We start from the raw sequence: 22,294 nt of genomic DNA, 5'->3' as shown, positions 1-22,294 counted from the left end.
TTCAGCACTGCAATCGCGGCGGTCCGGCGTTCCGGTGAACCCGCTCCCACAGGGTCCGCATCGCGCTCTTGAGGTCGAAAATGAAGCTTTCAGCATCGAAAGCTGGCTGAAAGCTTAGCCCCTTAGCATCGCCTCACCACCGGCATAGCGACCGGCGCGCCAGGGCATCCCGAATCCACAGGAGCCCGGCCTACTCAACAAGAACAATGGTGATTCTGATGTCTTTCCGTACCGTCCTGCGCCCGCAATTCCCCCCGCTACTCCAGCCCCAGCGCCCAACACGCTGACCCGTCCGTCACGTCCCCGTCCCGACGCACTACGCCTGGAGTACTCCCATGCTGACCTTCCTCGGCTTCGCCATGGTCATCACCTTCATGTACCTGATCATGACCAAGCGCCTGTCGGCCTTGATCGCCCTGATCCTGGTGCCCATCCTGTTCGCCCTGTTCGGCGGCTTTTCCAGCAAGATCGGCCCGATGATGCTGGAAGGCATCAGCAAGCTGGCGCCTACCGGCGTGATGCTGATGTTCGCCATCCTGTATTTCGCCCTGATGATCGACTCCGGCCTGTTCGACCCGGCCGTGCGCAAGATCCTCAAGCTGGTCAAGGGTGACCCGCTGAAAGTCTCGGTCGGCACCGCAGTGCTGGCCCTGGTCGTCTCCATGGACGGTGACGGCGCCACGACCTACATGATCTGCTGCGCCGCGATGCTGCCGCTGTACAGCCGCCTGGGCATGAGCCCGCGGATCATGGCCGGCCTGATCATCCTCGCCGGCGGGGTGATGAACATGACCCCCTGGGGCGGCCCGACCGCTCGCGCCGCCAGCGCCCTGCACGTCGATCCATCGGACATCTTCGTACCGATGATCCCGGCCATGCTCGCCGGCGTCGCCGCCATCCTGGTCATCGCCTACTGGTACGGCAAGCGCGAGCGCGCCCGTCTCGGCGAACTGCACCTGCCGGGCGACGAGATCGACCACAGCGAAATCACAGTATCCCAGTACCCGGACGCCCGCCGCCCGAAACTGCTGTGGTTCAACGGTGCCCTGACCGCCGCCCTGATGGTCGCGCTGATCGTCGGCGTGCTGCCGCTGCCAGTGCTGTTCATGATCGCCTTCAGCATCGCGATGATCGTCAACTACCCGTGCCTGCAACAGCAGAAGGATCGCATCGCCGCCCACGCCGGCAGCGTCCTGGCGGTTACCGGGCTGATCTTCGCCGCCGGTATCTTCACCGGCATCCTGTCCGGCACCGGCATGGTCGAAGCCATGTCGAAGAGCCTGCTGGCGGTGATTCCGGATGCCCTGGGCCCGTACCTGGCGGTGATCACGGCGATCGTGAGCATGCCGTTCACCTTCTTCATGTCCAACGATGCCTTCTACTACGGCGTTCTGCCGGTGCTGTCGGAAGCCGCCAGCCACTACGGCATCTCGCCAGTGGAAATGGCCCGCGCCTCGATCGTCGGCCAGCCGGTGCACCTGCTCAGCCCGCTGGTGCCGTCCACCTACCTGCTGGTAGCCCTGGCCGGTATCGAATTCGGCGACCACCAGCGCTTCACGCTGAAATGGGCAGTGCTAGTCTGCCTGTGCATAATGTTCGCCGCGCTGCTCATGGGAATTTTCCCGTTGTTCAGTAGCCTCTAATACATGGATTCAACCAACCCTTCGCGCGCCTGAACCGGCGCGCGACGTCATACGCTCGAAGGAACAAACATGGAATGGCTGACCAGCCCGGAAATCTGGGTTGCCTTTTTCACCCTGACCGCACTCGAAATCGTGCTCGGGATCGACAACATCATCATGATCTCGATCCTGGTCAGCCGCATGCCCAAGCACATGCAGCAACGCACCCGGATCTTCGGCCTGGCCCTGGCCATGGTCACGCGGATCATGCTGCTGCTGTCGATCACCTGGGTCATGCGCCTTACCGACACCCTGTTCGAGGTGTTCGGCCAGGACATTTCCGGGCGTGACCTGATCCTGTTCTTCGGCGGCCTGTTCCTGCTGTGGAAAAGCTCCCAGGAGATCTACCACGGCCTCGAAGGCGAAGACGAAAGCGCCGACGAGCCGGCAGGCAAGGGTGGCAAGTTCCTGTTCACCATCGTGCAGATCGCCATCATCGATATCGTGTTCTCCCTGGACTCGGTGATCACCGCCGTCGGCATGGTCTCCCACGTCCCGGTGATGATCGCCGCGATCATCGTCGCCGTGCTGGTGATGATGCTCTGCGCCAAGGCCATCAGCGACTTCATCGACCAGCACCCGTCGCTGAAGATGCTCGCCCTGTCGTTCCTGATCGTGGTCGGTACCGTGCTGATCGCCGAAGCCTTCGACGTGCATGTACCGAAAGGCTACGTCTACTTCGCCATGGCCTTCTCCCTGGCCGTGGAGGCGATCAATATCCGCATGCGCACCGCCATGGCGAAGAAGCGCAACGAAGAACCGACCGAGCCGGTGAAACTTCGCAAGGACATCCCGGGTCAGTAATACTGGCCAGTTGCTGAATCAAGGCCCCTTCCGGGGCCTTTTTTCATTATGGGCCGTAGGAAAAACCGCTGGCGCCATGGCTTGCAGCGGACTAAAGCTTAAAGGGAGCACTGGTAACAACCGCCGTCTTCACGGCCAGGCTCCAAGCGTCATTCATTCGCCCCGCTGGGGCACGGAAACAGGGGGCCGAGCATGCTGACCCTGCTCAATCTATTGTCGGCCGTCGCCCTGCTGATCTGGGGCACGCACATCGTCCGCACCGGGATCCTGAGGGTCTACGGTTCCAACCTGCGCCGGGTGATCGGCCAGAACATGGCCCGCCGACCGCTGGCCTTCATTGCCGGCATCCTGGTCACAGCCATGGTGCAAAGCAGCAACGCCACGGCGATGCTGGTGACCTCGTTCGTCGGCCAGGGCCTGATGGCACTGACCCCGGCCCTGGCGATCATGCTCGGCGCCGACGTCGGTACCGCGCTGATGGCACGGGTGCTGACCTTCGACCTGTCGTGGCTGTCGCCGCTGCTGATCTTCCTCGGGGTGATCTTCTTCCTCTCGCGCAAGCAGACCCGCGCCGGACAGCTGGGCCGCGTCGGCATCGGCCTGGGCCTGATCATCCTCGCCCTGCAACTGATCGTTGAAGCCGCCACGCCCATCACCACGGCGCAAGGGGTGAAGGTGCTGTTCGCCTCGCTGACCGGCGATATCCTCCTCGACGCCCTGATCGGCGCGCTGTTCGCGATGATTTCCTACTCCAGCCTGGCCGCCGTACTGCTCACCGCAACCCTCGCCGGTGCCGGGGTGATCGGCCTGCCGGTGGCGATCGGCCTGGTGATCGGCGCCAACATCGGCAGCGGCCTGCTGGCCTTCATCAGCACCAGCATGCGCAACACCGCCGGGCGCCAGGTGGCCCTGGGCAGCCTGCTGTACAAGCTGCTCGGCCTGTTGCTGACCATTCCCCTGCTGCATCCGCTGGTCGAGTGGATGGACAGCCTGAATTTCCGTCCCGCCGAACTGGTGATCGGTTTCCACCTGCTCTACAACAGCCTGCGCTGCCTGACCCTGCTGCCCACCGTCGGCCTGATGGCCAGGGTTTGTGTCTGGCTGATGCCGGACCGGCCGGAAGCCAATGGCCACACCACCCCGCGCCACCTCGACCCGGCCGCCCTGACCACCCCCAGCCTGGCGCTGGCCAATGCCGTGCGCGAAACCCTGCGCCTGGGCGACCTGGTGGACAGCATGCTGGAAGCCATGCACGGCGTGCTGCGCGGTACCCAGACTGCGGTCTCGCAGGAAATCCGCAGCCTCGGCGACGATATCGAAGCGCTGTACAACGCGATCAAGCTGTACCTGGCACAGATGCCCCGGGAAGACCTCAGCGAGCAGGACAGCCAGCGCTGGGCCGAGATCATCGAGCTGGCCCTGAACCTGAAGATGGCCAGCGACCTGATCGAACGCATGCTGCGCAAGATCCAGCAGCAGAAAACCTCGCAGCGCCGCGAATTCTCCGAGGTCGGCCTGGAGGAACTGACCGGCCTGCACGCGCAGTTGCTGGCCAACCTGCGCCTTGGTCTCTCGGTATTTCTCAGCGCCGACCCGGAAAGCGCCCGCCAGCTGCTGCGGGAAAAACGCCGTTTCCGCGCCCAGGAACGGCGCCTGGCCCATGCCCATGTCAGCCGCCTGCAACGCAAGGTGGTGCAGAGCATCGAGACCAGCGCCCTGCACCTGGAACTGATCGCGGATATGAAAAGATTGAATTCATTGTTCTGTAGCAGTGCCTATGTGGTACTCGGGGGGCATGACACTGGCGGTCTGCTGATCGACAGCGTGCCGGATGAAATCCATTCACCCTGACCCCCGTGCCGCATCGACCTGGTTCAAGGAAGTTCTTCATGCGTTGCCTGATACTCATCTGCCTGCTGCTCGGCTGTGCCCCCGGCTTTGCCCTCGATCGCAACCAGGTCGAGGGCTATCTGCTGCCCAACGGCCTGCAAGTGCTGCTCAAGTCCGGCTATGAGCGCGACCATGTGTCGATCCGCCTGGTGGTGGGCATCGGCCTGGATGACTTCCCCTGCGCCCAGCGCGAGTTGCCACACCTGCTCGAACACCTGCTGTTCAGCGGCATCGACGACCGTGGCGAAGGCGGCCTTGAAGAGCGCATGCAGGCCCTGGGCGGAGAGTGGAACGCCTACACCAGCAGCGCCGACACCACCTTCGTCATCGAGGCGCCGGCACGCAACCAGCGCAAGGTGCTCGACCTGCTGCTGGCCATCCTCCAGCGCACCCAGATCGACGACGACGCCCTGGAGCAGTCACGGCGCATCATCGAGCGCGAGGACGGCGGGCACTACTCGCACCTGCAACGCTGGCTCGACCGCCAGGACCTCGGCCAGCGCGCCAGCAGCCAGCTGGCGGTGGAACTGGGCCTGAAATGCGCCGAGCGCTCCGACCTCGACGCCATGACCCTGGAGCAGGTCGATGAGATCCGCAAGAACTGGTACGTGCCGAACAACATGACCCTGATCGTCGTCGGTGGTCTCGACCGGGTGTTGCCGGCCTATCTGGAACGGGCCTGGGGCGAGCTGGAACCGGTGGAGCCGGCCGAGAGGCGGACCCTGGATAGCGTCACCCGCCAGGCCGAAGCCAATCGCACCCTGGTCCGCGGCCTGCTGGGCAACAGTGCCCGGCTGAGCTGGCTGTTTCTCGAACCGCTGCTGGACAACGAACACGACGAGACCCTGGAACTGCTGCAGCGCTACCTCGACTGGGCACTGTACAGCGAGCTGCGGCTCAAGCACGGTCTGTCCTACGGGCCGTGGAGCCAGCGCGAGAGCTTCGGCGACAGCGGCCTGTTCAGCCTGAATGCCGACCTTGAACGGGACCAGGTGGAGGAGGCCGAAGAGGTTGTCCAGGAGATGATCCAGCGCCTGCGCAAGGACGGACTCGACCCGGCGACCTTCGAACGCATCAAGAAGGCGGCCATCGCCCGGGAAGCCTGGACCTCCCAGGGCAACAGCGCGCTGGCGGACTACTACTGGGGCGCGCTGAACGGCTATGCCGACGGGCGCTTCGTCGATCCGGCGCAGCGCTATCGCGGGGTCAGCCTGGAGGAAGCCAACCAGGCCATGCGCGAGCTGTTCAAGGATGCCGGGTGGGTGAGGGTGGAGAAGCCGTTGCTGGGGTATGACGAGCTGTTCTGGCTGGGGGTGCTGGGGGTTGTGATGATTGCGGTGGGGGCAGGAGCCTGGTTTCGGCGGCGGGCTTGAGGGCCTCATCGCCGGCAACGCCGGCTCCCACAGTGATTGTGTGCACCGCTGACCTGTGGGAGCTGGCATTGCCAGCGATAGGGCCCTTACGGACAAAAACCAAGGTATCCTTGTAACCGTATTTTTCAGCCCTTTGCGAACGTCCCCAAATGCCTATCTACATCCAGCGCCTCATCGAACTGATCAAGCGCTATCCCGGGGTCATCGCACTCGGTGGTTTCATTTCCGGTATCGGCAGCTTCATCCTCGTCGACCGCCAGGCCAGCCTGGCCAGCTGGGTCGCCATCCTGATGCTGGTGAGCTGGGTCTGGCTGATGCTGGAGAACACCTTCACCCAACTGTTCACCCGGGTGTTCAAGCGCGAGATCCCGCAGCCGCTCCTGCGCTACGCGACGCAGATGATCCACCAGGAAAGCCTGTTCTTCGTCCTGCCATTCTTCTTCGTCACCACCACCTGGAACAGCGGCCAGCTGATATTCACCGGCCTGCTCGGGGCCGCCGGCCTGGTGTCGATCATCGACCCGCTGTACTACAAGTGGGTCGCGCCACGACGCTGGCTGTTCCTCGCCCTGCATACCCTGACCCTGTTCGCGGCGATGCTCACCGCGCTGCCGATCATTCTCCACCTGACCACCGCCGAGAGCTTCAAGCTGGCCCTGGGCGTGGCCATGCTGCTGTCCTTCCCCAGCCTGGCCAGCAGCTTCCCGGTCAATACCCTGCGCCGCGGCATCGCCCTGGTGCTGGTGACCCTGGCCATCGGCGCCGGCGGCTGGCTGCTGCGCTCCTGGGTGCCGCCGGCAACCCTGTGGATGACCGAGGTGGCGATCAGCACCGATGTGCAGAACCGCACCCCCAGCGAGAGCCTGAAAGAGATCAAGGCCAGCCAGATCCGCAGCACCGGCCTGTACGCCTACACCGCGATCAACGCACCGCGCGGGCTGAACGAACGGATCTATCACGTCTGGCAGCTCGACGGCAAAGAAGTCGACCGCATCGCCCTGAACATCAACGGCGGGCGCAAGGAAGGCTATCGCGCCTGGACCCACAAGCAGGTGTTCCCGGCCAACCCGGTGGGCCGTTGGCAGGTGCGGGTACTGACGGAGGATGGGCAGGTGATTGGTGTGCTGCGCTTCCGGGTTGTGGATGATGGGCAGGTGTCGGTTAGGTAGCCATCAGCCCAACCGCCACCCCAAAAAAACAAATCGCCCTTTGCTATATCATGTCAGTTTAGAAACGAACTTCAATTTTTGCTTTCAGTTTTTAAAGCTCAAGGAATTTGCTAAAAACCGCCATCACTATCAATAAAGATCCAAAAAAAGCAAATATATAAGCGCGCAATAAAAGCTTATATTTCAAGACAATAGGAAACTTTTTTATTTGCTCTGAGTCAGCGACCCCCCTATATAAAAACAGCTTAGGAATCATGAGTAACATTGCTGCCATTCCAATTCTAAAAGCTATTCCAGCCAACCCCGAAGCGATGAAGACTTTGCGATAGTCCCTGGTGATTTTGCAGGATGATAAGTGACCTTCGACCACATCGATATGCCGGCACCCGAAACGAACCAAAGTGAGCATGCTTGTGCATGCAAAAATCCCGACGACCACCATAACAACTGCAAATATCTCTCTGGTCACTCGGCGAACCTCTCGTAAATCAACTCGCCAAAAGCTCCTGCCTGTGCTCCTAATTCATCACCCACGATTTTCCCTCCCGCAGCTGCCCCAATAACACTGCAGCCCAGTGTGACGAGGCCACCCGAAACGAAACCAAAAGCGACACATAGTCCACCGGCAGCAAGGCCACCTACATATCCTCCAGCAAAACTTCCTCCCACGCTGCCCACAAGAGCGCTGGTCTCTACATACTTGGCTTTCCTGCAATCCTCCTCCCTTCCTACCGTACAAGCCTGATGAATATTCAACCCTGTAGAAGCCACACTCAGAGGAATCCCGATATAAGTCCCTTTCTTGATAAAATTGGCAGCCTTCGCAACACCCGCCACCTTATCCGCATACCCCGAAATCTCCCCTGTATGCAGATATCGCTTGGTCGATATCTCCAGCATCCTCTTGATCCTGCCTTGCCTTCGAAGCCCCGAGCCAAAGGCACCCATTCCCTTGAGCTGGTCATCCAGCTTGCTGAACAGCGCTGCACGCCTGGCATAGAAATCATCCCGGGCATGAATCGCCCCGTTTACCGAATGCGTGCGGTACAACTCACTGATTTCCTCCAGCGTTTTCCTGATCTCGTCCAGGTACTTGTTCCACCCGTCACTCACCATCCCCACGCCAATGGCGGAATTGGCGATCAGGCTTTGCAGGAACTCGAAGTTCTTGAGGAAGAAGTCATCGGCCCCCACGCCGTTGATCTTCAAATGGCGGTGTATGGTCATCGCCTTGCCCATCAAGAAAGCTTCATGGCTGGTGCACAGAGGCGTACCGGGATCACCCACGATCACCAATTCCCCGCCGACCACCACGGTATTAGCGATATGCGCGTTCAACGCATCGAACTTTTCCCGCTGGTTCGCCGACATCGGCGTGTTCGCTTTCAGCGATGCGTAGTTCTGGGTCTTCGGATTGATAAAGCTGCGAGCCTCGGACATGCCCGGCCCTCACGCATATTTCTTGTTGGCGATACGATCCCAGCCGCCCGTCACATTGCCGCCGCCACTTCCATCCGTACGCATCTGCCGCGTGTAGGTGGCCTTGATACGTCCGTAGTCGAGCTGCACGACTTCGACCGGCACGCCATCTTCGGCGGACTGGGCGTAGTCGGCGATGATGACCTCTTCTAGGACGATCTCGTAGTACTTGAGCTTATCGCCACCTGCACGGCACAGAACCAGCCTGACCTCCTTGAGGTGCTGACCGGAACAACTCGCCTCCATCAGCTTGCTGCTGGCGGTATCCAGATACTTGGTGAAGGTCAGGTTGCTCAGGGTTACACGCCCGGAGCCGGCTCCACCGGCAGAACTTGCGGTCGCCGAAGTGCTTTGCTGCATACCGAACTCGTAGCCAAGGATCTCGATCCAGTTGGTGAACTGCTGGTCCTGTGCTTCTCCGGGAATTTCCGAGATTTGAATGTAGGCATCGACAGCCATGGTTAACGCTCCTTGTTAGTAAGGGGCGATCAACTTCGCCATCGCGCCCGGTGCCCCGAATTCCGGACGCGGAGCACGCTAGTTCCAGGGAAGGGATACTGCAACAAGCAAAACTTATTCGAAGCAATTCTCGGAAAATTCCTACAAATAGCCGCTGATAGCTTCTTAATTAAGTGAATAAACATTTCAAGATTGATCGACGCTCCGCTACCTGTTTATGAAAAACCACACTAAGTGGCGCTATGCTGTCGGGCGCAGACCGAGAACCGGAGCCCATGACCAGCATTCCCAGCCCCGCCACAGCCACTCTCGACACCAGCCAGAGTCCAGCCTGCCTGCACCTGGCAGGCGACTGGACGCTGGCCAGCTACGCCAGCCTCAAGCACGCCATCGCCACGCTGCAAGGCCAGTACGACCAGACCACCCGCATCGACCTGGACCAGCTCGGCAAGCTCGACACCGCCGGCGCCTCGCTGCTGGTGGAACTGCTCGGCCCGGCCCGGGTGGCGCAACTGGACAACTGCAACGCCCTGCCCGCCGCCAGCCGCCATCTGGTACGCAGCGTGCAGGCCTCGCTGACCGAGTTCTGCATCCCGCCGCGGGTGCCCGAAGTCCCGGTGCTGACCCAGTTGCTGTCGCGCATCGGCTCGGCGGTGGACACCCTCTACCAGGACAGCCGGCAACTGCTCGGCTTCATCGGCCTGATCATCGCCACCCTGGCCCGCCGCGCCCTGCAGCCCAGGCGCTGGCGCATGACCTCGGTGGTCGCCCATATCGAACAGACCGGCCTCGACGCCGCACCCATTGTCGCCCTGCTGACCTTCCTGGTCGGCGCGGTGGTGGCCTTCCTCGGCGCCACGGTACTGGCCAGCTTCGGCGCGAGCATCTTCACCGTCGACCTGGTGGCGTTTTCCTTCCTCCGTGAATTCGGCGTGCTGCTGACCGCCATCCTCATGGCCGGCCGCACCGCCAGCGCCTTTACCGCACAGATCGGCTCGATGAAGGCTAACGAGGAAGTCGATGCGATCCGTACCCTCGGCCTCGACCCGGTGGAACTGCTGGTGATCCCGAGGGTGCTGGCGCTGCTGATTTCCCTGCCGCTGCTGACCTTCATCGCCATGCTCTGCGGCATCGTCGGCGGTGGCGTGGTCTGCGCGCTGTCGCTGGATATCTCGCCAGCCATGTTCCTGTCCTTGCTGGAAGACGATATCGGCGTCCAGCACTTCCTCGTCGGCATGGCCAAAGCGCCGTTCTTCGCCTTCCTGATCGCCGCCATCGGCTGCCTGGAAGGCTTCAAGGTCAGCGGCAGCGCCGAATCGGTCGGTGCCCACACCACTTCGGCGGTGGTTCAGTCGATCTTCGTGGTGATCATGCTCGACGCCGTGGCCGCGCTGTTCTTCATGGAGATGGGCTGGTGAGCCAAGTGCAAGACCGCGAGGCGGTCATCGAAGTCAGGGGCCTGTGCAACCGCTTCGGCCCGCAAAGCGTGCACGAACAGCTCGACCTGGACCTGTATCGCGGCGAAATCCTTTCCGTGGTCGGCGGCTCCGGCAGCGGCAAGTCGGTGCTGCTGCGCAGCATCATCGGCCTGCGCCGGCCCAACGAGGGCAAGGTCAAGGTGTTCGGCGAGGACCTGCTGGACGCCAGCCCCACCGAGCGCTCGCTGATCGAACGACGCTTCGGCTTGCTGTTCCAGAAGGGCGCGCTGTTTTCCTCGCTGACCGTGACCGAGAACGTCGCCCTGCCGCTGATCGAGCACGCCGGCCTGAGCCGCGACGACGCCGAGCACCTGGCCGGGGTCAAGCTGGCCCTGGCCGGCCTGCCACAGTCGGCGGCAGACAAATACCCGGCCTCGCTGTCCGGCGGCATGATCAAGCGTGCCGCCCTGGCCCGCGCCCTGGCCCTGGACCCGGACATCCTGTTCCTCGACGAGCCCACCGCCGGCCTCGACCCGATCGGTGCCGCCGCCTTCGATCAGTTGATCCTGACCCTGCGCGACGCCCTCGGCCTGAGTGTGTTCCTCATCACCCACGACCTCGACACCCTCTACACCATCAGCGACCGCGTGGCGGTGCTGGCGCAGAAGAAGGTGCTGGTGGCCGCCCCCATCGATGAAGTGGCCGAATACGACGAGCCGTGGATTCACGAATATTTCCATGGCCCGCGTGGCCGTGCGGCGCTCGATGCCGCCTCAGCGCTGAAGGAGAAGTGAGATGGAGCCCCGTGCGCACCATGTTTTGATCGGAATGGTCACCGTACTGGTGGTGACCGGCGCCATGCTGTTCGGCCTGTGGCTGGCCAAGGCCAGCGTCGATTCCACCTTCAAGGACTACGAGGTGGTGTTCAACGAGGCGGTGACCGGCCTGTCCAAGGGCAGCGCCGTGCAGTACAGCGGGATCAAGGTCGGCGATGTGATGAGCCTGCGCCTTGACCCCAACGACCCGCGCCGGGTGCTGGCGCACATCCGCCTCAACGCCGAGACCCCGGTCAAGCAGGACACCCAGGCCAAGCTGACCCTCACCGGCGTGACCGGCACCTCGCTGATCCAGCTCAGCGGCGGCACCCCGGAAAGCCCGGCACTGGAAGGCAAGGGCGGCAGGCTGCCGGTGATCATCGCCACGCCGTCGCCGATCTCGCGCCTGCTCACCGACAGCAGCGACCTGGTGACCAACATCAACCTGCTGCTGCACAACGCCAACCGTCTGTTCTCCCGGGAAAACACCGACCGTCTCAGCGCCACCCTGGAAAACCTCCAGCAAACCACCGGCGCCGTGGCCGAGCAGCGCCAAGACATCAGCAATGCCATCAAGCAGCTGTCCAGCCTCGGCAAGGAGGCCAGCGCCGCGATGGCCCAGACCAGCGAACTGATGCGCAACGCCAACCAGTTGCTCGGCAGCCGTGGCCCGGACATCGCCAACAGCGCCAACCAGGCCATGCAGTCGCTGGCGCAGAGCACCGCGACCCTCAACGACCTGCTGGAAAGCAACCGCGATGCCCTCGACAGCGGTGCCCAGGGCTTCCGCGACCTGTCCCCGGCAATCCGCGAACTGCGCGACACCCTCAATTCGCTCAAGGGCATTTCCCGCCGTCTTGAAGCCAACCCCAGCGGCTATCTGCTCGGCCGTGACCAAAGCAAGGAGTTCGAGCCATGAGACTCGCCAGCCGTCTGTCCCTGGCCCTGCTGATCAGCCTGAGCAGCGCCTGCTCGATCCTGCCCCAGGCGGAGAACGCCGAGGTCTATCGCCTGCCGGCGTATACCGCAGCGTCCAGTGCGGCGCCGGTGAGCTGGTCGCTGCGGGTCAACAAGCCGATTACCAGCGACGCACTGGACGTGCCGCGTATCGCCGTGGTGCCCCAGGGCGATGTGCTCAGCAGCTACAAGGGCGCGCGCTGGACCGACCCGGCCCCGGCGCTGCTGCGCAACCGTATCCTCGACGCCTTCCAGCGCGACGGCCGGGTGCCACGGCTGAGCGCCGACGACAGCAACCTGCAATCGGATTTCGAGCTGGTGGGTGAGCTGCAAGCGTTCCAGAGCGAGTACACCGCCCAGGGCATCGAAGCGGTGATCCGCCTGGATGCGCGGCTGGTGGACGGGCGTACCCAGCGCATCCTGCTCAGCCGGCGCTTCGAAGTGCGCCAGCCGGTGAGCGACAAGAGCGTACCGGCGGTGGTCGCCGGCCTGGGCAAGGTGACGGACCAGGCCATGACGCAATTGCTGGACTGGACCGTGGCCCAGGCCAGCCGCTATCAGCCGAAGAACCAGTAGCAGACGAAGATCGCGCCCAGCACCCCGGCCAGTTCGGCCAGCAGGGCGCAGCCCACGGCATGGCGGGTGCGCTGGATGCCGACCGCGCCGAAATACACCGCCAGCACGTAGAAGGTGGTTTCCGTGCTGCCCTGCACGGTGGCCGCGACCAGCGCCGGGAAGCTGTCCACACCGTGGGTCTGCATGGTCTCGATCAGCATGGCCCGCGCTGCGCTGCCGGAGAACGGCTTGACCATGGCGGTGGGCAGGGCGTCGACGAAGCGGGTGTCCCAGCCCAGCCACTCGACGGTATGGCGAATCCCCTCCAGGCCGAATTCCAGGGCCCCCGAGGCGCGCAGCACGCCAACCGCGCAGAGCATGGCCACCAGGTAAGGCAGCAGGTTCTTCGCCACATCGAAGCCTTCCTTGGCGCCCTCGACGAAGGTTTCGTACACCTTCACCTTCCTCAGCGCGCCGATCAGCAGGAACAGCATGATCAGGCCGAACAGGGTCAGGTTGCCGAGGATCGACGACAGCTGGGCCAGGGCGGTGGCCGAGAGCCCGGCGAGGATCGCCATGAAGCCGCCGAGCAGCAACGCGCCGGGTATCAGGTAGGCGAGCACCACCGGGTCCCACAGGCGCAGGCGCTGGACGATGGCGACCGAGAGCAGGCCGACCAGGGTCGAGCAACTGGTGGCGAGCAGGATCGGCAGGAACACCAGGGTCGGGTCGATCGCGCCTTGCTGGGCGCGGTACATGAAGATGGTCACCGGTAGCAGGGTCAGGGACGAGGCGTTGAGCACCAGGAACAGGATCTGCGCATTGCTTGCGGTGGTCGGGCTGGGATTGAGCTCCTGCAGGGCGCGCATGGCCTTGAGGCCGATGGGCGTGGCAGCGTTGTCCAGGCCCAGGCCGTTGGCGGCGAAGTTCAGGGTGATCAGGCCGAGGGCCGGGTGGCCGGGCGGGACTTCCGGCATCAGGCGGCGGAACAGCGGGCCGAGGACCTTGGCCAGCCACTCGACGATGCCGGCCTGCTCGGCGATCTTGAGGAAGCCCAGCCACAGGGTCAGGGTGCCGAACAGCAGGACCATCACCTCCACAGAGAGCTTGGCCATGGCGAAGATGCTTTCGACCATTGCCGCGAAGATCCCGGCGTTACCGCCTACCAGCCATTGCCCCAGCGCCGAAATGGCCGCCACCACGAAGAAACCAAGCCAAAGGCCGTTGAGCATCCGAATGTCCCCTTGAAGATGGGCTGAATGATAGCGGGCTGCTTGGGAGTTGTGTTGATGCTGATGGCCTCATCGCCGGCAACGCCGGCTCCCACAAGTCCAGCGGTGCACACGATCCCTGTGGGAGCCGGCGTTGCCGGCGATGAGGCCCCGGAGAGCAACAAAAAAGCCCCGACAATGCGGGGCTTTTTCATTCAGCTCGGTTCAGGCTCAGGAATTGACAGCCTTGCCCGCCACAGCGGCTTCCTTGCTGCGCCAGTGCGGCAGGGAGTTCCAGTACTTCTGGCCTTTCTCGGCGTCGTACATGCCTTCCCAGCGGGCGATGACCAGTACCGCCAGGGCGTTGCCGATCACGTTCAGGGCGGTACGCGCCATGTCCATGATGCGGTCGACACCGGCGATGAAGGCCAGGCCTTCCAGCGGAATGCCGACGCTGCCCAGGGTCGCCAGCAGGACCACGAAGGAAACGCCCGGCACGCCGGCGATGCCCTTGGAGGTGACCATCAGGGTCAGGACCAGCAGCAGTTGCTGGCTGATCGACAGGTCGATGCCGTACAGCTGGGCGATGAAGATCGCCGCGATGCTCTGGTACAGGGTCGAACCGTCGAGGTTGAACGAGTAGCCGGTCGGCACCACGAAGCTGCAGATGGCCTTCGGCGCGCCGTAGGCTTCCATCTTCTCGATCACCCGCGGCAGCACGGTCTCGGAGCTGGCGGTGGAGTAGGCCAGGACCAGCTCGTCCTTGAAGATGCGCATCAGCTTGATGATCGAGAAGCCGAACAGGCGCGCCACCAGGCCCAGCACCATGAAGGCGAAGAAGGCGATGGCGAAGTACACCAGCAGCACCAGCTTGGCCAGCGGCAGCAGCGAGGCGAAGCCGAAGTTGGCGACGGTCACGGCGATCAGGGCGAATACGCCGATCGGGGCGTAGTTCATGATCATGTGGGTGACCTTGAACATGGCTTCGGAGACGCCCTGGAAGGTCTTCACCAGCGGGTCGCGGATTTCCGCGTTGAGGCTCGACAGGCCCAGGCCGAACAGCACCGAGAAGAAGATGATCGGCAGCATTTCACCGCGCATCAGCGCCGCGAAGATGTTCGACGGGATCAGGTTGAGGATGGTCTCGATGAACGCATGCTCATGCTGCACCTCGGCCGCAGTGGCCTGGTACTTGGAGATGTCCACGGTACCCAGGGTGCTCATGTCGATGCCGGCGCCCGGGTGGAACAGGTTGGCCAGGACCAGGCCGACGACGATGGCGATGGTGGTCACCACCTCGAAGTAGATGATGGTCTTGAGGCCGATACTGCCAAGTTTCTTCGCATCGCCAACCCCGGCGATACCCACGATCAGCGACGAAATCACGATCGGGATGACGATCATCTTGATCAGGCGAATGAAGATGTCACCGGCGGGCTGCAGCACGTTGCTGATCCACCATGCCTTTTCTGCACTGAAGTGATTCAGCAAGGCGCCGATGGCGATACCCAGGACCAGACCGATGAGGATCTGCCAGGCGAGGCTCAGTTTTGCCTTCTTCATGTCATTACCTTTTTGTTCAAGTGGACACGGGCATTGCGCTGTAACCGGCATTCCAGAGCGGCCGGAGCCTTTCCGGAAACTTCTTCGGAACAGCCAAGGGGCACCGTAGAAGGTCGTCAGCAGCGCTCTGGAAGGAACGCTGGTTGGCGAAAAAAGGCGCAACTATTCAGGCGGGAGGGGGCTCAGTCTAATGCTGGAAACGAGTACCCCATGCCGAATCGGCATGAGTTTTTGCCATGAAAACGGGCGTCGGAAGGGGCTTTTTGCGAGGCGTTCGGAATCCCGAATAGGACCGATCCGCCATATTTCGGCAGATTCACAGGATGATTCGGTGACAGATAATGCCAGTGTTCGACAATCCGAATGGATGAAAAACCACCTGAACAGCGTAGGAAAATTGACGAAAAAATTTTCTCCGACAGACGAATGGGTGGCCGATTTGCCGTCTATCGGACAGAAAGGGAGAAGGGTGCTGTCGGGACAGTCCAGCCGAGGTGCCCCGTTTCCAGGACACCTCGACAGACCCGCTCCCGGCAATTGCTTTCCTGACCCGGCCCTCTGCGGAGGCACTCCTTGTACCCCTAGGCCCCTCCGACTCTGTATCGGTCAGAGCGGCCCGGCCCCCTGGTCATGCACCCACCGTCCTCGGGTGGGCGCAACATAGAAGCCTGAACGGGAGAAAGGTTCAGCTTCTGTCAGCGTACCGACGCGCCCGGCGGCGCCTCAGTACCAGTTCGGATCACGCTTGAGCTGTTCCCTGAGCATGGCCTGCATGCCTTCGTCGGGCTCACCGAGCCAGCGGTAATCGGCATGACGGGTCGGCGACTTTTCACCCGGCAGGCCTTCAGGCACCTCGACCAGCATGCCGTAGGCCTTTTCCTTGTCCCAGCGAAACGCCACGATCAGCCGCTTGTTCAGGCACTTGCCAGCGCTTTCGCACAGCGGGCCGACCAGGTACTTGTCGCCGTCTTCCTCGACCGCAGACATCTGCTGCTCGGACACACCACTCAGGTTGAGCACCCACTCGGGCAGGCGCTCTTCTTTCTTGACCACGTCCTGCCAGGCTTCCCGATACTCGGGATCCGAGCCCAGCACATCCGTGACGCGGACCTGGCCGTCATTGGCCGCCATTGCCGCTGAACCGCCGGCCAGCAACAGGCCGGCGACCAGGGCGTTGCGTATCACGCCTTTCATTGCCTCAGCCTCGACCGCGACGACCAAAGAAGAAGGAAGCCACGAACAGCACCAGGAAGATAATGAAGAGGATCTTCGCGATACCGGTAGCGGCGCCGGCGATACCACCGAAGCCCAGCACGGCAGCGACAATGGCGATGATCAGGAAGGTAATGGCCCAACTCAACATGGTGATTCTCCTTCTGTTTTGGAAACGTTCCCGCTACGTCTGCGGTCAGAACACCCAGCGCTGGGTCGGTGCCTGGGTCGAGTCATCGACACTGGCGGCCGGCAGCACCTGCGAGCGCATGATCGGAGCGGTTTGCAACGGTGCGGCGCGGCTCTCATGGATGCGCACCACCTGCACAGCGAGTTGGCTTTCGACCTTGCTGGCCTGCCAGACGTGGTAGAGCTGCCCGGCAACCAGGGTCAGCAGCAGCGCCAGCACAAGAAACAGCGCCTGACGCAAATGATGTGGCGATATAAGCACCAGGGCGGCGGAAGTGCGTTTCATGTGCCGGGCTCCTCTTGCTGCATGTTGTTATGACCTGAGAGGGTTGTTGCAGCCTGCATGCCAGCCTTTTCAGATTGAATTTATCCTTATAAATCAATAAGTTGCATTAATCGAAAAACGAACCGGGAGAGCATCCTGCACGATGCCCCCTGCGGCGGTCGTGCGTTTTGCATGAATGGATGACGGTTTTTCAGCGTCAAAAAGCCCGACAGGCGGTCGAAAACCGCGAGCTAGCATCAGAAGGAAGGAATGAATCAGAATCGACCATGCAACTTGCCCGATTTTTCCGACACTAACCAAGATAATTCCCAAGGAGCGTAGGAAATGGAGTCAGCCCCCGACCCTCAAGGCCGCATTCTGTTGGTGGACGACGAGTCCGCCATCTTGCGTACCTTCCGTTATTGCCTGGAGGACGAGGGCTATACCGTAGCCACTGCCAACAGCGCGGCCCAGGCCGAAACGCTGTTGCAGCGCCAGGTCTTCGACCTGTGCTTCCTCGACCTGCGCCTCGGCGAGGACAACGGTCTCGACGTACTGGCGCAGATGCGCATCCTGGCGCCGTGGATGCGCGTGGTGATCGTCACCGCCCACTCCGCCGTGGACACTGCGGTAGACGCGATCCAGGCCGGCGCCGCCGATTACCTGGTCAAGCCCTGCAGCCCGGACCAGTTGCGCCTGGCCACCGCCAAGCAACTGGAAGTCCGCCAGCTGTCGGCGCGCCTGGAAGCCCTCGAAGGCGAAGTGCGCAAGCCCAAGGACGGCCTGGACTCCCACAGCCCGGCAATGATGGTGGTGCTGGAAACCGCGCGGCAGGTAGCGACCACCGACGCCAACATCCTGATCCTCGGCGAGTCCGGTACCGGCAAGGGCGAGCTGGCCCGGGCCATACACGGCTGGAGCAAGCGTGCGCGCAAGGCCTGCGTGACCATCAACTGCCCGTCGCTGACCGCCGAACTGATGGAAAGCGAGCTGTTCGGCCATAGCCGCGGCGCCTTTACCGGGGCCAGTGAAAGCACCCTGGGCCGGGTCAACCAGGCCGACGGCGGCACCCTGTTCCTCGACGAGATCGGCGATTTCCCGCTGACCCTGCAACCCAAGCTGCTGCGTTTTATCCAGGACAAGGAATACGAGCGGGTCGGCGACCCGGTGACGCGCCGCGCCGATGTACGGATCCTCGCCGCAACCAACCTCAACCTGGAGGACATGGTCCGCGAAGGCCGCTTCCGTGAAGACCTGCTGTACCGCCTCAACGTCATCACCCTGCACCTGCCGCCGCTGCGCGAACGCAGCGAGGACATCCTGACCCTGGCCGAGCGCTTCCTCGCCCGCTTCGTCAAGGAATACTCGCGCCCGGCCCGGGCCTTCAGCGACGAAGCCCGCGCCGCGCTGCTGAACTACCGCTGGCCGGGGAACATCCGCGAACTGCGCAACGTGATCGAACGGGCCAGCATCATCTGCGCCCAGGAAAAGGTCGAGGTCAGCCACCTGGGCATGGCCGAGCAACCGGCCAGCAATGCCCCGCGCATCGGTGCGGCGCTGAGCCTGGACGAGCTGGAGCGGGCGCATATCGGCGCGGTACTGGCCACCAGCGATACGCTGGACCAGGCCGCCAAGACCCTCGGCATCGACGCCTCGACCCTGTACCGCAAGCGCAAGCAGTACAACCTATGAGATGGGCGATGAAGCTGCGCACCCGGCTGTTTCTCAGCATTTCCGCGCTGATTACCGTCGCCTTGCTCGGCCTGTTGCTGAGCCTGGTGAGTGTGCAGCAGATGGCCAGCTCGCAGCAGGCGATGATCCGCAACAACACCTTCGTCCTCGACATGGGCCTGCGCCTGCGGCAGAACCTCAGCGAGCAACTGACCCAGATCCTCGACGACAGCAACGATCCGCGGGTGCTGGCGGAATTGCAGGACCAGTTCCAGCAGTTGCTCGATGACGGTATCCAGCACGAGAAACAGTTCGAGGACGGCCAGGACGACTTCGCCCGGGCCAACGCCGAGTACCAGAACTTCCTCACGCAACTGAAAGCCAGCCCCGCACCGGCCCGCCACCTCAGCGTCGACGAGCCGCTGGGCCTGGCGTTCAGCGCGCTGCGCACCACCCTGATCGAGTACCACAAGCAGGCGGTGGAGCAGATCCGCGATGCCGAGAAGATCTCCCGGGACCGCGCGGTGCTGATGTCCGGGGTGCTCGGGCTGGTTGCCCTGGCCGTGCTGGCCCTGGGCTTCCTCACCGCCCATGGCATCGCCCGGCGCTTCGGCCAGCCCATCGAAGCACTGGCCAGCGCTGCCGACCAGGTCGGCCTGGGCAATTTCGACGTGACCCTGCCGGTGACCTCGGCCCTGGAAATCAACCAGCTGACCAAGCGCTTCGGCCTGATGGCCGAGGCCCTGCGCGAACACCAGGCGACCAATGTCGACGAGTTGCTGGCTGGCCAGCAGCGCTTGCAGGCAGTGCTCGACAGCATCGACGACGGCCTGCTGATCATCGACCGCCAGGGGCGCCTGGAACACCTTAATCCGGTCGCCCAGCGCCAGTTGGGCTGGGATGACTCCCGCGCCGGCAGCCGCCTCGGCGAGGCCCTGGGTCGCCCGGACCTGGACCAGCAACTGCACATGATCCTGCGTGGCGGCAACCTGGAGCGGGTGCCGGAAGACCTGCACCTGGAAATCGACAAGGAAAGCCGCGTACTCACCTACAGCCTGACGCCGGTCTGCCGCCCGGACGGGCAGATCCTCGGCGCGGTGATGGTGCTGCACGACGTCACCGAACAACGTGCCTTCGAGCGGGTGCGCAGCGAGTTCGTCCTGCGCGCCTCCCACGAGCTGCGCACGCCGGTCACCGGCATGCACATGGCCTTCGGCCTGCTCAAGGAACGGGTCAAGTTCCCCGAAGAAAGCCGCGAAGGCGATCTGCTGGACACCATCGGCGAGGAAATGCAGCGGCTGACCCAACTGATCAACGACCTGCTGAATTTCTCCCGCTACCAGAGCGGCCAGCAGAAGCTCGAACGCAGCGTCTGTGCCCTCGACGATCTGCTGGAGCGCGCTCGCGGTCGGCATGCCGAAGCGGTTTCGGCCAAGCAGATCAACCTGCAACTGGAGCTGGGCACACCCTTGCCGCGGATCCAGGCGGATATCGCCCAGCTCGACCGGGTCATGGACAACCTGCTGGACAACGCCATCCGTCACACCCCCAAGGGCGGGCAGATCCGCCTTCAGGCACGGCGCCATGGCGAGCGGGTGATCGTCAGTGTCGAAGACAGCGGTGAAGGCATCGCCTACAGCCAGCAGGGACGGATCTTCGAACCCTTCGTCCAGGTCGGACGCAAGAAAGGCGGGGCCGGCCTTGGCCTGGCCCTGTGCAAGGAGATCGTGCAACTGCACGGCGGGCGCATGGGCGTGTATTCGCGGCCGGAACACGGCACCCAGTTCTATATGGCGCTGCCGGTCTGATCAGGCTTCGTCATCGATGCGCCGCGGCCCGAGGCGGCGGCCGCGGGTGATCAGTTCCGCGAACTGTCGCGCGTTGAGCGGGTGGGCGAACAGCCAGCCCTGGCCGTAGTTGACCCCCTCGCTATTGAGCAGCTGGGCCTGGTCCTCGTATTCGATCCCTTCGGCGATCACCCGCAACTGCAGGGCATGGGCCATACGGATGATATGCGGGGCCACGCCACTGCTGGCGGCATCGTGACCGAGGGCGTCAACGAAGGCCTTGTCGATCTTCAGGCAGTCCACCGGCAGGGTCTGCAGGTAGGCGAGGCTGCAATAGCCGGTGCCGAAGTCGTCGATCAGCACCTGATGGCCTACGGCCCGCAGCGCCTGCAGATTGTCCCGGGCCACCACCACATCGATCAGACCGCGCTCGGTGACTTCGAAGGCAATCTGGCTGGCCGCCACATGGTTGGCCGCCAGCAGGCGCGCGGCGACCCGACCGATGCGCGGCACCATCACGTCACAGGCCGCCAGGTTCACCGAGATGTACAGCTGGGGATTGGCTCGTAACAGCTGGCCCAACTGGTCGAACACCCGTTGCAGGACGAAGTCGGTGATCTGGCGGATCTGCCCGGTGTTTTCCGCCAGCGGGATGAACAGCTCCGGGCTGGTCAGGGTGCCGTCCGGACGGCGCCAGCGCACCAGGGCTTCAGCACCGACACAGCGGCGGCTGGCCAGTTCGAAAATCGGCTGATACAGCACCTGCAATTCGCCACGGCGCAACGCGCCCTGCAATTGCGAACTCATCGAGCGGCTTTGCTGCACCACTTGCAGCACCATCCAGCCAATGCACCAGGCCAGCAGCAGGCTGCCGGGGAACAGCAGCCAGAGCGCGCCGCTCATCTTCAGCGGCTGGCTGGTGCGGGGAGCGATCAGCACCAACTGGTAGTCCGGGGATTTGGTCGGCATGCGGTAGATCAGCCGGTCGGGCAACTCCAGCAGGGCTTTTTTCGAACTCGGCGACCAGTTTTCGCTCTCCGGCGGCCAGGGTTGCACTGGCCCCAGCACCGGCACCGCGCGGGTGCCATGGTCGAGTACCACCAGCAGGCTGCCGCCGGGGGGCAGGTCGACCACATCGGTCAAGTGCCCGCGGGAGGTGGAAACGCGAAACGGCCCGCGACCGAGGATCAGGGCGGCGCGGTTGTCGTCCGGTTCGGTGCTGGTGTTGAGCCAGTAGCTATAGGTGGGGCCCTTGATATCGGGCGGGGGCAGGGATTCGAAGCTGCGGTCGCCGAGGCGGCTGGAACAGCTCTGCTGATCGTCCATGTAAGCCGCTTCGAATACGAAGCGGTTATTGAAGGCGGCTTGCTGCAGGGCGGAAAGCATTTCGAAGTTGCAACCGTGGATGTTCAGGCTCTGGAGCTGGTCGACGCTTTGTCGGAGCTGGCCGAAGATCTGTTCGAGTCGCTCCAGGAAGCGCTCGCCGCGGGCGTTCATCTGTTCGCTTTCGTTGGCCTGCACTTGATGCATCGCCACGCCCAGGCTGCCGAGCAACAGCAAAAACGCGCTTGCCGAGGCTGCCAGCGATGCCAGGAGCCAGGGTCGATAGAGCAGGCCGCGTAACAGCTGGAAGGCAGGCGACATCGGAAATATCCCGTTTCATACCAGAGGTATAGCAACAGTGATGCAAGTCAGCCTGGCCGTTTGGCGGGGTTTTGACGGTTTTCCCCGGGGATTTTCATGGCCTCATCGCTGCATGGGTATCTACACATCTCTATCAGGTACAACACGGACC

General features: G+C 63.0%; 20 protein-coding genes. 11 read left to right on the top strand and 9 right to left on the bottom strand.

Features of this window, described 5'->3' with window-relative positions:
* The first annotated feature begins 335 nt into the window (after positions 1 to 335).
* The 5 genes from ACODSK_RS28855 (at position 336) to ACODSK_RS28835 (ending at position 6,918) form a co-directional block, all read left to right on the top strand.
* The gene (locus ACODSK_RS28855; RefSeq protein ID WP_489021019.1) at positions 336 to 1,643 is read left to right on the top strand and encodes a CitMHS family transporter; all 1,308 of its coding nucleotides are present in this window, start codon (positions 336 to 338) and stop codon (positions 1,641 to 1,643) included.
* A 69-nt stretch (positions 1,644 to 1,712) separates the two neighbouring features.
* Positions 1,713 to 2,486 carry a TerC family protein gene (locus tag ACODSK_RS28850; protein ID WP_489021017.1) on the top strand — a complete coding sequence of 258 codons (774 nt, stop codon included), beginning with the start codon at positions 1,713 to 1,715 and terminating at the stop codon, positions 2,484 to 2,486.
* 192 nt (positions 2,487 to 2,678) lie between these two features.
* On the top strand, positions 2,679 to 4,337 hold the full coding sequence (locus tag ACODSK_RS28845; protein ID WP_489021015.1) for a Na/Pi cotransporter family protein: 1,659 nt from the start codon (positions 2,679 to 2,681) through the stop codon (positions 4,335 to 4,337).
* A 38-nt stretch (positions 4,338 to 4,375) separates the two neighbouring features.
* On the top strand, positions 4,376 to 5,749 hold the full coding sequence (locus ACODSK_RS28840) for a M16 family metallopeptidase (protein WP_489021013.1): 1,374 nt from the start codon (positions 4,376 to 4,378) through the stop codon (positions 5,747 to 5,749).
* 149 nt (positions 5,750 to 5,898) lie between these two features.
* Positions 5,899 to 6,918 (top strand): DUF5924 family protein, encoded by a 1,020-nt coding sequence (locus tag ACODSK_RS28835; RefSeq protein ID WP_489021011.1) that lies wholly within the window; start codon positions 5,899 to 5,901, stop codon positions 6,916 to 6,918.
* A 91-nt stretch (positions 6,919 to 7,009) separates the two neighbouring features.
* Here ACODSK_RS28835 and ACODSK_RS28830 read toward each other — a convergent pair whose 3' ends face one another.
* From ACODSK_RS28830 to ACODSK_RS28820, 3 genes are read right to left on the bottom strand one after another with little or no spacing between them, the layout of a single operon-like run.
* Entirely contained in the window at positions 7,010 to 7,387 is a 378-nt protein-coding gene (locus tag ACODSK_RS28830; RefSeq protein WP_489021009.1) for a hypothetical protein, read from the bottom strand.
* Positions 7,384 to 8,358 carry a hypothetical protein gene (locus tag ACODSK_RS28825; protein ID WP_489021007.1) on the bottom strand — a complete coding sequence of 325 codons (975 nt, stop codon included), beginning with the start codon at positions 8,356 to 8,358 and terminating at the stop codon, positions 7,384 to 7,386. Before ACODSK_RS28825 ends, ACODSK_RS28830 begins: the two co-directional genes overlap by 4 nt.
* Before the next feature lie 9 nt (positions 8,359 to 8,367).
* Positions 8,368 to 8,856, bottom strand: coding sequence for an Hcp family type VI secretion system effector (locus ACODSK_RS28820; RefSeq protein ID WP_489021005.1), 489 nt, complete (start codon positions 8,854 to 8,856; stop codon positions 8,368 to 8,370).
* Between the two features lie 275 nt (positions 8,857 to 9,131).
* Here ACODSK_RS28820 and ACODSK_RS28815 point away from each other — a divergent pair, with 275 nt between their 5' ends.
* The 4 genes from ACODSK_RS28815 to ACODSK_RS28800 are packed head-to-tail and all read left to right on the top strand — an operon-like array spanning position 9,132 to position 12,622.
* Positions 9,132 to 10,274, top strand: coding sequence for an ABC transporter permease (locus ACODSK_RS28815; RefSeq protein ID WP_489021003.1), 1,143 nt, complete (start codon positions 9,132 to 9,134; stop codon positions 10,272 to 10,274).
* Between the two features lie 5 nt (positions 10,275 to 10,279).
* The gene (locus tag ACODSK_RS28810) at positions 10,280 to 11,068 is read left to right on the top strand and encodes an ABC transporter ATP-binding protein (protein WP_489021021.1); all 789 of its coding nucleotides are present in this window, start codon (positions 10,280 to 10,282) and stop codon (positions 11,066 to 11,068) included.
* Position 11,069: 1 nt separating this feature from the next.
* Positions 11,070 to 12,008 (top strand): MlaD family protein, encoded by a 939-nt coding sequence (locus ACODSK_RS28805; RefSeq protein ID WP_489021002.1) that lies wholly within the window; start codon positions 11,070 to 11,072, stop codon positions 12,006 to 12,008.
* Positions 12,005 to 12,622, top strand: coding sequence for an ABC-type transport auxiliary lipoprotein family protein (locus ACODSK_RS28800; protein WP_489021000.1), 618 nt, complete (start codon positions 12,005 to 12,007; stop codon positions 12,620 to 12,622). Before ACODSK_RS28805 ends, ACODSK_RS28800 begins: the two co-directional genes overlap by 4 nt.
* Here ACODSK_RS28800 and ACODSK_RS28795 read toward each other — a convergent pair.
* The 5 genes from ACODSK_RS28795 to ACODSK_RS28775 form a co-directional block, all read right to left on the bottom strand.
* The gene (locus tag ACODSK_RS28795) at positions 12,604 to 13,833 is read right to left on the bottom strand and encodes a nucleoside recognition domain-containing protein (RefSeq protein WP_489020998.1); all 1,230 of its coding nucleotides are present in this window, start codon (positions 13,831 to 13,833) and stop codon (positions 12,604 to 12,606) included. The genes ACODSK_RS28800 and ACODSK_RS28795 overlap by 19 nt on opposite strands.
* A 210-nt stretch (positions 13,834 to 14,043) precedes the next feature.
* Positions 14,044 to 15,375: a glutamate/aspartate:proton symporter GltP gene (gltP, locus tag ACODSK_RS28790; protein WP_075801983.1), complete on the bottom strand. Its 1,332-nt coding sequence runs from the start codon at positions 15,373 to 15,375 to the stop codon at positions 14,044 to 14,046.
* 723 nt (positions 15,376 to 16,098) lie between these two features.
* Positions 16,099 to 16,569, bottom strand: a complete 471-nt coding sequence (locus ACODSK_RS28785) for an inhibitor of vertebrate lysozyme family protein (protein ID WP_489020996.1) — start codon at positions 16,567 to 16,569, stop codon at positions 16,099 to 16,101.
* Between the two features lie 4 nt (positions 16,570 to 16,573).
* Positions 16,574 to 16,738 (bottom strand): DUF1328 domain-containing protein, encoded by a 165-nt coding sequence (locus ACODSK_RS28780; protein WP_042127667.1) that lies wholly within the window; start codon positions 16,736 to 16,738, stop codon positions 16,574 to 16,576.
* A 45-nt stretch (positions 16,739 to 16,783) separates the two neighbouring features.
* Complete coding sequence (locus ACODSK_RS28775; RefSeq protein WP_489020994.1) at positions 16,784 to 17,062, bottom strand: hypothetical protein; 279 nt, start codon at positions 17,060 to 17,062, stop codon at positions 16,784 to 16,786.
* 324 nt (positions 17,063 to 17,386) lie between these two features.
* Here ACODSK_RS28775 and algB point away from each other — a divergent pair, with 324 nt between their 5' ends.
* Positions 17,387 to 18,733, top strand: coding sequence for a sigma-54-dependent response regulator transcription factor AlgB (gene algB / locus ACODSK_RS28770; protein ID WP_489020992.1), 1,347 nt, complete (start codon positions 17,387 to 17,389; stop codon positions 18,731 to 18,733).
* Entirely contained in the window at positions 18,730 to 20,520 is a 1,791-nt protein-coding gene (locus ACODSK_RS28765) for an ATP-binding protein (protein ID WP_489020991.1), read from the top strand. Before algB ends, ACODSK_RS28765 begins: the two co-directional genes overlap by 4 nt.
* On the opposite strand, the gene ACODSK_RS28760 is transcribed toward ACODSK_RS28765, so the two are convergent.
* Positions 20,521 to 22,143: an EAL domain-containing protein gene (locus ACODSK_RS28760; protein ID WP_489020989.1), complete on the bottom strand. Its 1,623-nt coding sequence runs from the start codon at positions 22,141 to 22,143 to the stop codon at positions 20,521 to 20,523.
* Between the last annotated feature and the right edge of the window lie 151 nt (positions 22,144 to 22,294).

The organism is Pseudomonas sp. FG98 (genome assembly GCF_057808595.1).
This window is presented reverse-complemented; position numbering and strand designations above follow the sequence as displayed.

Excerpts from the sequence above, each read along its gene's own strand:
- ACODSK_RS28855 (WP_489021019.1), top strand. The coding sequence starts at position 336 with ATGCTGACCTTCCTCGGCTTCGCCATGGTCATCACCTTCATGTACCTG.
- ACODSK_RS28795 (WP_489020998.1), bottom strand. The coding sequence starts at position 13,833 with ATGCTCAACGGCCTTTGGCTTGGTTTCTTCGTGGTGGCGGCCATTTCG.
- ACODSK_RS28775 (WP_489020994.1), bottom strand. The coding sequence starts at position 17,062 with ATGAAACGCACTTCCGCCGCCCTGGTGCTTATATCGCCACATCATTTG.
- ACODSK_RS28800 (WP_489021000.1), top strand. The coding sequence starts at position 12,005 with ATGAGACTCGCCAGCCGTCTGTCCCTGGCCCTGCTGATCAGCCTGAGC.
- ACODSK_RS28780 (WP_042127667.1), bottom strand. The coding sequence starts at position 16,738 with ATGTTGAGTTGGGCCATTACCTTCCTGATCATCGCCATTGTCGCTGCC.
- ACODSK_RS28835 (WP_489021011.1), top strand. The coding sequence starts at position 5,899 with ATGCCTATCTACATCCAGCGCCTCATCGAACTGATCAAGCGCTATCCC.
- algB (WP_489020992.1), top strand. The coding sequence starts at position 17,387 with ATGGAGTCAGCCCCCGACCCTCAAGGCCGCATTCTGTTGGTGGACGAC.
- ACODSK_RS28765 (WP_489020991.1), top strand. The coding sequence starts at position 18,730 with ATGAGATGGGCGATGAAGCTGCGCACCCGGCTGTTTCTCAGCATTTCC.
- ACODSK_RS28840 (WP_489021013.1), top strand. The coding sequence starts at position 4,376 with ATGCGTTGCCTGATACTCATCTGCCTGCTGCTCGGCTGTGCCCCCGGC.
- ACODSK_RS28805 (WP_489021002.1), top strand. The coding sequence starts at position 11,070 with ATGGAGCCCCGTGCGCACCATGTTTTGATCGGAATGGTCACCGTACTG.
- ACODSK_RS28850 (WP_489021017.1), top strand. The coding sequence starts at position 1,713 with ATGGAATGGCTGACCAGCCCGGAAATCTGGGTTGCCTTTTTCACCCTG.
- ACODSK_RS28825 (WP_489021007.1), bottom strand. The coding sequence starts at position 8,358 with ATGTCCGAGGCTCGCAGCTTTATCAATCCGAAGACCCAGAACTACGCA.
- ACODSK_RS28785 (WP_489020996.1), bottom strand. The coding sequence starts at position 16,569 with ATGAAAGGCGTGATACGCAACGCCCTGGTCGCCGGCCTGTTGCTGGCC.
- gltP (WP_075801983.1), bottom strand. The coding sequence starts at position 15,375 with ATGAAGAAGGCAAAACTGAGCCTCGCCTGGCAGATCCTCATCGGTCTG.
- ACODSK_RS28820 (WP_489021005.1), bottom strand. The coding sequence starts at position 8,856 with ATGGCTGTCGATGCCTACATTCAAATCTCGGAAATTCCCGGAGAAGCA.
- ACODSK_RS28760 (WP_489020989.1), bottom strand. The coding sequence starts at position 22,143 with ATGTCGCCTGCCTTCCAGCTGTTACGCGGCCTGCTCTATCGACCCTGG.
- ACODSK_RS28845 (WP_489021015.1), top strand. The coding sequence starts at position 2,679 with ATGCTGACCCTGCTCAATCTATTGTCGGCCGTCGCCCTGCTGATCTGG.
- ACODSK_RS28815 (WP_489021003.1), top strand. The coding sequence starts at position 9,132 with ATGACCAGCATTCCCAGCCCCGCCACAGCCACTCTCGACACCAGCCAG.